The sequence below is a fragment of the Pseudoalteromonas sp. NZS100 genome, from assembly GCF_015864815.1.
Taxonomy (GTDB): domain Bacteria; phylum Pseudomonadota; class Gammaproteobacteria; order Enterobacterales; family Alteromonadaceae; genus Pseudoalteromonas; species Pseudoalteromonas distincta.
In genome coordinates this window covers 1-13,973 of sequence record NZ_JADYWM010000009.1, presented here as the reverse complement: position 1 = coordinate 13,973, position 13,973 = coordinate 1, and the positions used below count along the sequence as shown (strand labels likewise).

Here is a 13,973-nt window from a genome sequence, read left to right as displayed (position 1 = left end):
CCCTTAATTAAATCCTTTATAACCACATAGCTTTAGCGGCGCGTTTATTTTTGGTTTTTGTTACAATGCACACAAAGCAATTTTGGGTAAATAGCTGTGCTGCCGGTTCAAGACATATATCAACAACTCGTTACTACATTACAAAGTAATCCTATTACGTTATTACAAGCGCCGCCTGGTGCGGGTAAATCTACGTGGTTGCCGCAACAACTCATGCGTGACGGGCATTTTAAACGTATTGTAATGCTAGAGCCTCGCCGTTTAGCTGCACGTAATATTGCAAGTTACTTAGCAAAGTGCCAAAACGAGAGTGTTGGGCAAAGTGTGGGTTTGCGGATTAGGGGCGAGAGTAAAGTAAGCGCTAATACGCGCCTCGAAATAGTCACCGAAGGCATGTTAACGCGCATGTTGCAAAACGACCCCGAATTAAGCGATATTGATTTACTGATATTTGATGAATTTCATGAGCGTTCAATTGCAGCCGATACCTCACTTGCCTTTGCGCTCGAGACCCAAAGTGCGCTGCGTGACGATTTAACCATTATGCTTATGTCGGCAACTCTTGATACTGAGCGTTATACAGCGTTTTTTGACTGCCCTGTAATTCAATCAAGCGGTCGCAGCTACCCAATAGACGAAATATACATACCCATAAAAGATGAAAGCCGCTGGCTTGATGCAATTCCTAACATAATAAAACAAGCACTTAATGAGCAAACAGGTAGCGTATTGGTGTTTTTACCTGGGCAGTTTGAGATACTACGCGTGCAACAAGCACTGAGCGATTTACCAAGTAACTGCCAAGTTGCAACGCTATTTGGCGAGCAAGATAAAGCTAATCAGCAAGCTGCTATTGCTCCTGCACCAAACGGCATGCGCAAAGTAGTGCTAACCACCAATGTAGCCGAAACCAGTTTAACTATTGAAGGCATACGCATTGTAATTGACAGCGGCAAGCGCCGTGCAGCCACCTTTAATTTAAAAACAGGGGTTACAGAGCTCACAACACAAAGTATATCGCGCTCATCTGCTGTGCAGCGTGCAGGGCGTGCAGGACGTATAGAGCCGGGCATTGTTTATCGAATTGGCTCAAAGCAAACCTTTGAGCGACGTAATAGCCACGACAATCCCGAAATACTCGCATCAGACATAAGCCAGCTTATGCTTGAGGCAAAGCAGTGGGGAGCCAGTATTGATGAGCTAACCCTACTTGATAAGCCCACTGAGCAGCAATGCGAACAAGCAAGTAACCTGCTTAATATGCTTGAAGCTATTGATAGCAAAGGTAAGCTCACACCGCTTGGCAGTAAAATGTTAGGTTTTGGTGCTGATATTCGTTTGGCGCATATGCTATTAAAAGCACAAATACTTGATGACCAACTCCCTGGTATTTTTAGGCTCGCTATTTATTTAGTGGCATTACTTGAGAGCCGAGTAAATAGCGCAAACGAGTTGAGTTTAGCGCTGCATAGCCAACAGCAACGTCCGCATCCGGTATTCAAACAACAGTTAAAATATTGGCAAAGCCGCTTAAAAGTAAAAGACGAAAACAGCGAATTAAATACGCATTATATTAGTTTGCTAGTGGCATTGGCATACCCCGATCGTATTGCTAAAAAACGTGGTAATGGTTATTTACTCGCCAATGGTGCAGGGGCTGAGTTAAATGCCGATTACTGGCACAACGACGATTACTTAGCCATAGCAACCATGGGCGGGCACAAAGGAGGGCGTATATTTGCAGCCACCGCACTTAACCCATTTGAGTTACAAGAATTTTTACCGCATTTATTTAGTGAACTTACTCGTTGTGAGTTTGATGAAAAATCAGCGCGCTTTATTCATCAAGATGAAGTAAAGCTCGGGGCTATAACGCTCAGCAGCCAGCCTAGTAAACAAAAACTAGATAAGAGCGAGCGTGCTAAAGCGTGGCTTAGCTTATTTGCTAAACACGGTTTTGCATTATTTAACGAGCAACCTGATGCGCAGCAATTGCTGATACGTATGAGCCTAGCAAGTAATTTAATGCCCGATAAATTCCCGCAAATAAACGAGCAACAACTTATTCAAAATGCAGCGCAGTGGCTAGGCGTGTTTTTAGAAGATATTAAAACGCTCACGCAGCTTAAAAAGTTTAACTACTTTGAAGCATTACAAAACTGCTTTGATTGGCAACAACAAACCACGTTAAAAGCTTTGTTACTTCTGCGCTTAACGGTGCCCAGTGGCTCAAATATAAAGATAGAATACCAACTTGATGGCCCCGCAAAGCTAAGCGTGCGTATGCAAGAAGTTTATGGCTTGACCAGTACGCCTATGCTTGCCAACGGTAAATTGCCATTGCTTATGGAGCTGCTATCGCCAGGTAAACGTTCATTGCAACTTACTCAAGATTTAGCCCACTTTTGGGCTAGCAGTTACCGCGATGTGCAAAAGGAAATGAAAGGCCGCTACCCTAAACTCATGTGCTATTGTTAAGATTGACTGGTAATGTGTAGTTACAAGTTATTGACAATAATGCAGTGAAAAAGGGGGCTATTATGTCTTTTGCTAAAGGAAATCGGATCGTTTTAATAAAGCATATAAGGCATTGCCATTCAGAATTAAGCACTACACCGGTTAATAAAAGCTCAGAAGAAATTATATGTAAGAAAGGGGCTTATTTTGTGACTCCAAGTCACTATTTTAATGAGGACCATGATCTATATTTGTTTCCATATATCCTCAACTGCGATTTATCTCCTTGGACTGATGCAAATCTATTCTTATATACGTCAGCTTTAAATAGGGACAAAGGGTATTCAAGCTCTGATGCAATAAGGTTAAAAGCTAGCTTATTAGTTGATTACAAAATTTATTGTGAAGGTCTTAAAATCGATTTGTATGATTTTAGTGGGCGAAAACCTAAAAGGCCAACCTACAGATATTTTTTTCATTTATTACAACAAGTAAACGAAGGTGCTCTCTCACGAAAGAAGCTAAATCAAAGCACGAAAGTTGTATATGATTTTTATCGGTATCTATCTGAACAGCATAAATCTTCAATCGACATTGAGAGAGTTGATAGTGTCAAATTGGTGAATAGATATTTTCATAATCATCATGGTGGGCTTTACTCTATGGCAACAGAAAAACGAGGACAGAGTTTGAGTGTGAACAACTCTTCAAGGCCAAGGCGTATTGGCTTCACTAGAGAGTATGGAGAAGAACTACGACCTTTAACAGATAAAGAATTAGATGAGCTATTAGCTTGTTTAAATACTGATGCTTTTGGAGTTGATGAAAGACTTATGCACTTCATAGCTCTTCAAGTTGGAGCTAGAAAACAATCTATTTTAACAATGCGAATGAAGCATTTAAAATTATTTGCTGATGAAAAATTATTGAAGGATGGTACTTTTAAAGTAAATGCTGGGCCTGGTACTGGTATCGACACAAAGTATAACAAACCACAAGCTCTCTACTTTCCATTAATATTAGCTAAAAGCATTCTTCGCTACGCAAATAGTGAAAAAGCTAAGAGGCGGCGCCAAAAGTTTTTACAAAACAATGGAAACATATTAAACGAAGACGATATGTATTTATTTATCTCTTCTTCTGGGGGAACCCATTATATGGCTAAATCAGACCCTAGGTATATATTTACTAGAAGTCGGCCTCAGGGAAGAAATACTTACTATATGAGCAAAAAGCTAAGTAAGTTGGTAAGTGAAAAATTCCCAAGTGACTTTGTGTTTCATTGGCTAAGAGCTACTTATGCTCTTCGTTATTATCTGTTTTTACAACCTCTATATGCAAAAGGACTTATAACGGATAGCGATATAATTTCAATGGTTCAAAAAAGGCTACATCATAGCAATAGAGAAGTAACTGAAAACTATCTCAAGCTCTTTGATTCAATAGATAAAAGGCTGGTTGCACAGCAACTTTATGAAGAACGAGTATTTGACTTATATGGCACTAAAATGGACTTTATATAATGGATAAAAATTATACACAGAGAAAAACTTATATTGCTACACTTGATGATCTTGCATCAAAAGAGTTGTTACATCTGGAAATGCTTAGGTTGTATTTGCCTAACTCGGGGAAAAAAAACCCAATCGATATGGGGGCAATGGCTTACTCTGATAGAAAGTTTGTTATCAAAATGTCTAGTTATGAAAATACTGATTATTTGGTTGTTCTTGAGTCATTTTTACCAGCTAGATGTACTTTTCTTAAGAGGTTTATCGAGTACATTATTACCGGTGGTTATAGAGAGTCGAGTTTACATAGTTTAATAGCCAAAGTTAGAAAAGCATTTAATATAATCGACGGTTACAAAGAGACTGGCGCTTTCTTAGAAAGTTTCGACGATACGTCAAAAGTTTATCAGATGATAACCCATGATTTGAGGCATAAGCTTTATGTAGGTGAGCTAACCGCATATCAGGCTAAACTTAAGCAAGTCAGCATCGCTTTTCTTATACTAATAGGCCACGGAAGAGGAACCTTTGATCATATAATAAAAAATACTATTCAATTTAGTGGCAAATCTAAACCTACCCCCCCCCGTGAGCTTGATGAGATTAGGTTTGGTTATGAGACATATAAGAGTTTAGCGCTAGGGCTAACCAAAAGCTTAGTAAACAATGAACACCTACCAATTCTCTTAAAAATGCCGGACTATGAAACATATTTATTTCCATATGCAAATCATCGTGTAACGCCTTTTTATAGTTGCCCTACAGATGTTTACAATGATGAAGAGGGTCGATTAGTCACGATCGAAGAATATTGTGCTAAAAGGCCTGATAAATGCAAAAACGAGCTCGCAAGCAACTTAAGAAGAACCAAAACTTACTTAGATGAAGCCAACACTAATATGCGTGCAAAATGTCGCAGAGCATTCGCAACTACAGCTATGCAGGCATTTCAAATGTTATTTATGATGCTCTCAGGCTCTTACGTAAGTGAAATGAAAAAAATTGAATTCGATGGTGCCTTTGAAAAGGCTAAGTCTGTAACGCAAAAAAGCTATCAAGTAGTTAAATTCAGAGCCAGTGGGAAAATTATACAGTATGAACTAGCTCATGGAGCAGTAGAACTTTTTAAACACTATATTAGGTTAAGAGAATGGGTACTTGACGGTAAAGTTTTTGATGAACTTTTTTTTAGTCTTAAAGTGAAATCTTGGGAACCTTGTATAGTAGATCCAAGCTCTATAAGGGGCTTTCAGAGAAAGAAAGTTATAGGTGTTTTTATGCCAGCTAGCTTTGAAGTGCTTACTTCAAGGCAGTTTCGCAAAACTAAAAGTATATTTTTACATGAGCAGCCAGAAGTTTCTAAAGAAACAGTTGCAGAAGTTCTTGGCCATTCTGAAAGAACAAATGAGGCTCACTATCTTGAAGTTTCCCCTGAAGTTGCAAAGTCAGAATTCAGTAATTTTTGGGAGTCAGCTCATGAAGCTATACAACACATAAGCTTTAATAAAGATGCTCATGATGGACAGCACCTTAGTGTAGCTGCAGGGCATTGTACGGACTATCAAAAGCCTGAACCTGCTATAGACGCTCCGCCTATAAAGCCTGATTGTGTATCCCAATATGGGTGTTTGTTTTGTAAACATTACGTATGCCATGCCAATGATGAAGACGACGTTCATAAGTTATTTAGCTTACTCTATATAGTAATAGGTGTAATGAATGCTTCATCTGAAATGGCAAAGTCCAAAGAGCTTCTCTTAATGCTTTCATCCAGAGTAAGACAAATTTTATTAAAAATTAAATCAAAATCGTCTTTGGGAGCTAAAAACGTCAAGTTGTATCGTGAGCGAGTTTTTAATTACGGAGAGCTTACCCCTTATTGGGAAAATCGTCTCCAAAGATATGAATCTATGGGGATGATTTTTTCAGAGGAAAATATAGGAGAAAGTTTTGAATTATAATAAAAACTACACTAACCGCCTATTTAACCAAGCTTTAAGTGTCAACGGGTTACGTGTTTCATCTGAGAGTGCCCCAGACACACTATGCTTGAGTTATTCTAAAGGTAATATTCCTGATGAATTTATTATATGTAGAAATAAGCAAAATGTACCAACGGCTATTTATAAAAATGATAAATGGGATTTGAGCCCATACATTCTATCATCTAAATCCAGCGAAGTTATTAATTTTGAAGACCTTATATGTACTTCAGACACTACTAAAGATAGAGAACTTATTAATGAAGTTAAGTCCATAGTTATTTATTTGATGTATTTTATAAATACAGGTGTTGCGGGTAGTTTAGCTATATCTACCTTAACTAGGTATGCAAATGTTGCAAAATCGGCTGCTCGTTTTTGTATAGATACTCAAGAAGATAAAATGATTGGTAGGCTGAGCCTTCAAAAACTTTTTACTAATAAAAACTACCTAGCATTCTATGTGAAAACTCTTAACAATAGGCAAAGACAGCGTTTACATGCTTTGTTGAAAAAGTTAAACATTATAGGTATTGAGCATTTAGGATATAAGGTTGTTAATTACCAGCACTTACATAAAAGAATACCACATAATCAACATCCTTTAATTCCAACGCGAATATACCTTGATGTAGTAAATTTTTTAACTGATAGAGTTGGGTTTCTTAAGAAAAACTCTTTAAAGCTTGAGTGTTTTATAAAGGAATTCTCAGATCCTTATTTTGGTTTATGTATTTTGAGCCAAAAAGATAGGATGGTTGGTGATCTCATAAAGCCAAAGGACAGATCATTTAGACCTACACTAGATGAGGCCATAAATGCTCATAATTTAAATAGTTTATTTGAACACCCCGATTTTAATTGTAAAAGCAGAAAAGAATTAGCAGCCCGTTTGGGTGTAATTCAGTATGAAATGAAGCATTTAATTCATTTATACACGGGTATGAGAAATGATGAAGTTAATCGACTAGGCTACGATTGTGTCGTAGATAAACCAACCGATAATTATGTTTTTGATGATAGTGATTCTATACCTTCATCAAAAGCAATTGTTAAGGTCATTTCAACAACAACTAAATTTACTGGATATAAAGAGGAGGAGGCCTGGTTAGCGCACACGATTGTTTTAGAAGCTATCGAAGTACTCCGAGCTATTGTTAGGGGGATCGCTTACATAGCTGGACTTGAACCAAAAAAATGTAGTCTTCTTTTAAGTACCAAAATAATATACACGAGAGATAAGTCTGCCACAGGTACAAAGATTTTTTCTGCTCCAAAAAATGAACGTAAATATTTTGTAAAAAGGGACTCCTTCATTATCGGTAGTGATGATTATGACGTTTTAGTTGCTAGTGATCCGGAAAGAGATTTTTCTAAATCACCAGAATTTAACATTGGAAGTCACTGGCCTATAACTACCCATCAGTTTAGACGATCTTTAGCTTTTTACGCTGTAAATAGTGGGTTTGTTTCTTTGGCTACTTTAAGAAAGCAGTTTAAGCATTTATCACAAGAAATGACTAAATATTACAGCCGCAATAATGAAAACGTAATGACGATTTTTGGTCATTACGATGTAAAGGCAAAAGAGTATGTTCTTCCATTAAATCATATCGCTTATGAACTTCAAACTGGCATGTCATTAGATACGGCAGAAAGGTTATTAAAAGATTTATTAAGTGAAACAAGTAGTTTACACGGCAAGGTAGGGGGGTACTTTGAGAAGCAAAAATCTCAGTTGAAGAAAGGTGAAGTTTTAGTAGAGGAGTTTATTGAAACCACTTCAAAAAAAGTTTACGAAGGTGAGGTTAACTACCGCAGAACTTTACTTGGGGGATGCACTAATGCTGAGATTTGTAGCTGTTCTATTTTAGGAGAATTTGCTGATTGTTTAACAAGCAAATGCGCTGCTATTAAGTCTGAAAACATAGATGCTTTAATTAAATCGACGGAAAAAGAACTTCAGTCGTACCACAAGGACTCAGTTGAGTTCTTATCTACAAAATCAGAGTTAGATGACTTATTAAGATATAAAACCTTTAAAATCAAAAGCAGAGCAATAGGTATTGAAGATAGAATAATTGATATAAAGGAAGAGTAATGAATACTACAAAGAAGTTACAAGAATGTTACAAGGCTCTTGAACGATTAGTAAAAGGCTGCCCTCGTATAAGTGATTTTAGTGGTATAGAGTTAAGTCAAATTACTAATTCTATTGTTTCTCAAGAAGCTGGTCACGACAAAGGTTATATAAAAAATGATCGTGATAATCACCAGGGGATAGTGCAGGCTATTAAAGACGCTAAAAAGTCGCCTGAAAGTAGTACTTTATCTAAATCTGAAATAACGGAGCGACATAACAAAAAAATTAAAAGCGTCAAAAAGAGGCTAACTTTGACAGAAGAAGCTCTAGAGAAAGCATTATCACGAGAAATTGTATTGTTAGCCCGTTTACAAGAGCTAGAAAATGATTTGAATAGGCTAAATAACGTTATGGACATACGGCAGAAATGACGTTTAAAAGTACACCTCAATTATTCTTGTCGATAAACTAAATGATTTAGCAGATATTAGAGTTTAATTCTCGAAAATTAGACTCTAATAAACAATATAAATAGAGAAGTATTTTTGTTACCAATTAAAGATTATATTCCCAAAATATTAACTAGCCTAGAGTCCTACAACAACTTAGTTTTGCAGGCAGAACCAGGTGCTGGTAAATCTACAATAGTTCCACTTGAACTCATTAAATCAAACTTAATGACAGGTAAAAAAGTCATAATGTTGGAGCCTCGTAGAGTTGCAGTTAGATCCATTGCAAATTATCTAGCGAAGTTGTTAGGCGAGAATGTAGGCGAAACAGTAGGTTACCAGATAAGAAATGAACGTAAAAAATCAAAAAATACTATACTTGAAATTGTAACTGACGGAGTTCTGACCCGAAGAATACAAAATGATCCAGAGCTAACTGACGTAGGGTTGATAATCTTTGATGAATTCCATGAGCGTTCGATTCATGCTGATCTTGCTCTAAATTTAGCATTAGAGGTGCAGGAGGCGTATCGAGATGATTTGAAGTTACTTGTTATGTCTGCAACCATAGATACTGACTTGCTGTCAAAATACTTAAATAATTCGCCAATAATAAAATGCCCAGGACGCACTTTTCCTGTCCAAATCGAATATGCTGGTAGACCATCTTCTCACCTATCTATTTATATAAAAGGTTTGTTGGATAAAGTATTAAAAGAGCAACCGTTAGGGGATGTATTAATTTTTTTACCAGGACAAGCAGAAATCAATCGATGTATGAGTGCTGCTCAGAGCTACTTACCTCAAAATGTTGAAACTTTACCTCTTTATGGCGGCTTGCCACTTACAAAGCAGGAATTAGCTCTAAATAAGTCGAGTAAAAGGCGAGTTATTTTTTCCACAAATATAGCCGAAACAAGTCTAACAATCGACGGTGTTAGTATCGTTATTGATTCCGGTCTAGAAAAAGTAATGACATTCGATGTTAAGAGTGGATTATCAAGGTTAGATACCAGCCGTATATCAAAAGCGTCAGCTAATCAACGTACAGGTAGAGCAGGTAGAACTCAAAAAGGTCTTTGTATTAGACTTTGGGGGGAAATTGAGCAAAAAGGGTTGAAAGATTTTCAAATTGAAGAAATAAGTATTACAGACCTAAGTAATCTAGTGCTCGAGTTATCAGGCTGGGGAGTACCAAATTATGATGACGTAAATTGGTTAACGGCTCCGCCAAAGAAACACTTCGATGTAGCGTGTGATCTAAACTTTAAGCTAGGATTGATCGATAACTCACACAAAATCACTTCACTTGGTAAAAAAGTATTATCTCTAGGTGTTGGCTCAAGACTTGGAGCTATGCTTACCTCGTGTGAAACAGAAAATGAAACTCTTACTGCCTGTATCTTAGTTGCTCTTTTATCTGAAAAGGATATTTTACTTAATGCGGAGAATTCAGATCTTATAGAAAGGTTTGTTGTAATATATGAAAGTTTTATAGTTAAAAAAAGTAGTGAAGCCAGCAATATTAATAAATCAGTTTTAAAGCAAGTTATAAAACTGGTGAAATCATTCTTAAATGCTTTAAATGTTACATTAGTTCCTCATAATACTACCTTGGCTGAACTTCAACCACTAATAGGTAAACTGCTATTAAAAGCATACCCAGATAGGTTAGCTAAAATCAGAAATCCTAATAGCAAAGACTATTTGTTAGCAAATGGAAGAGGGGTTACTTTAAAGACTACTGATAGTCTTTTTGGGAGTAATTGGCTTGTAGTTTGTGATTGCGATGGGAAAAATTTAGGTGGTGTTATTTATAGCTCTGTACCTATATCCTTTGAACAAATTAATGCTGTTTTGGATGGAGAATATAAATTAGACACTTATTATAAATTAGATGCTAAGAAAGAAAATATAATTGGTAGACGAGTTCATAAGTATATGAGCTTAGTTATGAGAGAAGATAAGCTAAATTCAATTCCTGATGAGCAATTCAACTCCTGTATTAAGGGGGTCTTATTAGAAGAAGGCATTAAATTTTTAAATTGGACTGCCAAGTGTGAAAGTTGGCTGGCAAAATGTCAGTGGTTACATAGTGTTGTCGAAAGCTTCCCGAATATAAATGAAGACGTTTTACTAAAAAACTTAGATACATGGCTTATACCTTATACCTTAGATGTAAAAAGCTTAAAGCAATTGAAAAATAAAGATATTTATTCAATTTTAAACGCTAAACTAACTTGGGAGCAACAGCAGGTACTGGATGCTTGTGCACCTTCTAACTACATCACTCCTAGTGGCAAGAAAGTACTAATTAGGTACGATGAAAATCAAGGGCCCACTGTATCTGTTGTATTGCAAGAAATGTTTGGCCAGCTTGAATCTCCAATGCTAGCAATGGGTAAAGTCGCTATGAGATTTGAGTTATTGTCTCCGGCTAAGAGGCCAATACAAACAACAAGTGATCTAGCTCATTTTTGGCGTTCTTCGTATTTTGATGTAGCCAAAGATATGCGCGGTAAATACCCGAAACATCGTTGGCCTGAAAAGCCGCTTGAAGAAAAGCCTGGTCATTCTATAAAAAAGAAAAGATAGAATGGGTTTAAGTGTAGTAACTCATATCCGATATTACAGTTTAAAAAGAACGGGTTAGACTTCGCCTGACTGGCGGCTTTGAGCGAATTGCAGACGGTCGAATTAGTTGCCTTCTCCTAGCTTGCAAGGTAGCCTGTAAAGCATTCATAAAAACATGGACGCACTATGAAAGCTTTCTTTTTCATTTTTCTATTTGTCTTTTCTATTAGCTGTCTCGCTGTTGTAAAAAGGCATGATATTCCCCCTGAGAATTATGTGTCGAAAGAAGCTCCTAACTTCTTAGTGGATATGCCTCATGAAGGGCATGGCGCTTTAATTAACCCAAGGTGGGTTGTAACTGTCGCGCATACCATTTTTTATAATTATATTGGTAAAAGTTTAAGGGTTGGATCAAATACATATCAAATTGAAAAAGTGTACATACATCCTGAATTTGAAAAACCTAGCGAAAGTTTGTTGAAAGGAAATTTAGCGCCTTTAATGAGTTTTTTTAAAGCAAGAAGTGATATTGCATTAATCAAATTAACTTCGCCTGTGAGCGATGTATTACCGATTACTCTTTACACAAACACAAAAGAACAAGGAAAAACAGTTACAGTTTTTGGTAGAGGTGCCACAGGTAATGGGCTTATTGGCGAAGAGTCTGAGACTAAATCTTTGAAACAGCTGAATCACTTCCAAAATATTATCGAAAATGCAGAAACTAATTGGCTGACATTCAGGTTTGATAAGGCACCTAATGGATTACCTCTAGAGGGAATGCACGCTTCAGGTGATAGTGGTGGAGCCTCTGTCATTTATCAGGGTGGTATACCCTTTCTTGTAGGGCTTTCAAGTTGGCAATTAGCGCATGGCGATATTTCTGATTTTAAGGGTGGGTTATATGGTACAACTGCATATCAAGTGAGAATTTCCAATTATAGTAAGTGGATTAAGGATGTATTAGCTAGCGAACCAAAAACTGTCAATTAGCGTCTGTTTTGGGACTGTAATGAAGTTCGACCTAGAGCGAGAAGCGGACGGTCGTTTAAGCTCGTTCTTGGACAATTTTGAGTTACATAGGTTGTTAAATTAACTCAGTTAGAATTAGGTGATGTATTGAATAAGCGGCTCGCCACGGCGGACTTTCTGGCAGTGTGGATGATGTGCAACGCAAGCAAACTCTGTTGGTTATGACGGGTTTCATAGGGTAAGCTAGTACATAACCTACTGACTGAGAAATATTTATGGACACAATAAAGAGCAAAGCTAGAAGGCAACCTCCATACAAATCCATTTGGTTTTGGGTGTTGCCATTTTTCACTCTAATTGTAGTGTTGACATTGGTCTCTATGGCTCAAAATGTCTCTGGCTTCTCTGAGGGGCTAAAACATACATTAGAAACCTATCGGATACCGCTGGCTTCTGTTGTTTTTTGTGTTACGACATTAATTCAATGGTTGATAGCTCACAACTCAAATAAGCCATCCGAATTAGAGGAGCAGCAAGTAATAAATAGACACCTTAGAGATGAGTATGATGTTAGTGAGCGTCTTTTAATTAAGCAGTTTGGTAAATTATCCTCTGACCGTGCATTTACTTTTATTTCAACAGATGACTTGCCAGCAATTCACTCAAAGGTGTATGCGGAAGACCGTCTAATTAAACGTGGTAAACTAAGTGTCTGTGATGAAGCGATACGAGCCATTGACTACTACTTTCGGAATACCGAAAGGCTACTAGAAGAAGCTCTAAACCTATTGCAAAACGAAGAAGCCAAAGAAACGCCGAACAGGCACATCAAAGAAAGTCTGATCATCCAGCTAATTCAGTATTTAAATCAATGTGCACTAACACTGCATTATGAAATTGGGATGAGGGTGATTAATTTGGATAGCTCAGATATAAATACCTACCGAGATGCTTTTTTCGAAACACTCCATCTAACAAACTTCTTAGGTGGAGAGTTATCCCCCATAGTGAATCAAGTGGTTGAAACCCCATCAACTGAAAAATCCAACTCACAAGAGGATATACTGAACATGTTTGTTGCTGCCCATGAAATAGCGGAGAGTTTAGTGACCAGTAGTGAAGGGGCTACATTTGGTGGCCTGTATAGAAGCATCCAGCTAAGGTCGATCATCAAACAAGCGCAGGGTTCTCCTTTATACCTATTAGCTTGTCAGGTTATTCAAGATATTGTTCTTGAACCACTACTAGGCGAAAGCGATAAAATAGGCGCTGTGGAGGTTGATGACAACTATCCAAAATATGATATATACAACCAAGCTGGAGAGAAGAAGCTAACTCTCGGTTACAAAGAGGTAGATGAGAACACTCTTACCCTCATCCTGAGCGGTGAAGGTGAGAACATAAAAACAACTGTAAGGTTTGTCGATTCGGAAAAGAAAAGGTTCGAAGTAGATAGGGACATGGGGGGGCGCTTTACCCTTGAGTGTAAAAAAGCTATTAACCGGCACTTAGTTATTGAATAGCTATCAACTTGACGGACTGCAGTGGATGAGTAAGTTTGACCATATAGCTAGAGTTTTTGTCATAAGGTAAAGTAAGTCAAATACTAAACTGAATGCTGTGTAGAAAAACTAACGTAAAACACAATGGGGTAGAAAAGAGTTGGACTGCCGAGCTTTCATTAGATACCAACTTATAATCTTAAAGTACAAAACGGAAGTAAACTTCCGGTTTCTAACCCAATATTGCTATATTTCGGAAGCAAACTTCCGTTTATAGGAATTCAAAGGCAGTTATCGGAAATATACTTCTGTTTTTGAAAGCCTTAACTTAGATAGATATATGAGCCACTTTTCGGGGGGCTTATTTGAGCGAAAAGCAGACATTGACCGTTAATCGTTTCAACGACGGCAATTAGCCATACGTTGCATGTTTGCTCCCTTAC

8 protein-coding genes are annotated in these 13,973 nt (G+C 37.4%); all 8 read left to right on the top strand.

All coding sequences use genetic code 11. The annotated features are described in order from the left end of the window. Positions 1-96 precede the first annotated feature (96 nt). The 8 genes from hrpB (I6E69_RS10945) to I6E69_RS10910 all read left to right on the top strand — a co-directional run bounded on the left by hrpB (I6E69_RS10945) (position 97) and on the right by I6E69_RS10910 (position 13,551). Positions 97-2,478 (top strand): ATP-dependent helicase HrpB, encoded by a 2,382-nt coding sequence (gene hrpB, locus I6E69_RS10945; RefSeq protein WP_197121252.1) that lies wholly within the window; start codon positions 97-99, stop codon positions 2,476-2,478. A gap of 62 nt (positions 2,479-2,540) precedes the next feature. Further along, on the top strand, positions 2,541-3,980 hold the full coding sequence (locus I6E69_RS10940) for a site-specific integrase (RefSeq protein ID WP_197121251.1): 1,440 nt from the start codon (positions 2,541-2,543) through the stop codon (positions 3,978-3,980). Then, the gene (locus I6E69_RS10935; protein ID WP_197121250.1) at positions 3,980-5,929 is read left to right on the top strand and encodes a hypothetical protein; all 1,950 of its coding nucleotides are present in this window, start codon (positions 3,980-3,982) and stop codon (positions 5,927-5,929) included. The genes I6E69_RS10940 and I6E69_RS10935 overlap by 1 nt, the downstream gene beginning before the upstream one ends. Further along, positions 5,919-8,051 carry a hypothetical protein gene (locus I6E69_RS10930; protein WP_197121249.1) on the top strand — a complete coding sequence of 711 codons (2,133 nt, stop codon included), beginning with the start codon at positions 5,919-5,921 and terminating at the stop codon, positions 8,049-8,051. The genes I6E69_RS10935 and I6E69_RS10930 overlap by 11 nt, the downstream gene beginning before the upstream one ends. Continuing rightward, positions 8,051-8,464, top strand: coding sequence for a hypothetical protein (locus I6E69_RS10925; protein ID WP_197121248.1), 414 nt, complete (start codon positions 8,051-8,053; stop codon positions 8,462-8,464). The genes I6E69_RS10930 and I6E69_RS10925 overlap by 1 nt, the downstream gene beginning before the upstream one ends. A gap of 114 nt (positions 8,465-8,578) precedes the next feature. Next, positions 8,579-11,077 (top strand): ATP-dependent helicase HrpB, encoded by a 2,499-nt coding sequence (gene hrpB, locus I6E69_RS10920; protein ID WP_197121247.1) that lies wholly within the window; start codon positions 8,579-8,581, stop codon positions 11,075-11,077. Positions 11,078-11,242: 165 nt separating this feature from the next. Further along, a complete protein-coding gene (locus I6E69_RS10915) occupies positions 11,243-12,049 on the top strand; it encodes a trypsin-like serine protease (RefSeq protein WP_182197359.1) in 807 nt (268 codons plus the stop codon). Between the two features lie 254 nt (positions 12,050-12,303). After that, a complete protein-coding gene (locus tag I6E69_RS10910) occupies positions 12,304-13,551 on the top strand; it encodes a hypothetical protein (RefSeq protein ID WP_064386707.1) in 1,248 nt (415 codons plus the stop codon). The last annotated feature ends 422 nt before the right edge of the window (positions 13,552-13,973 follow it).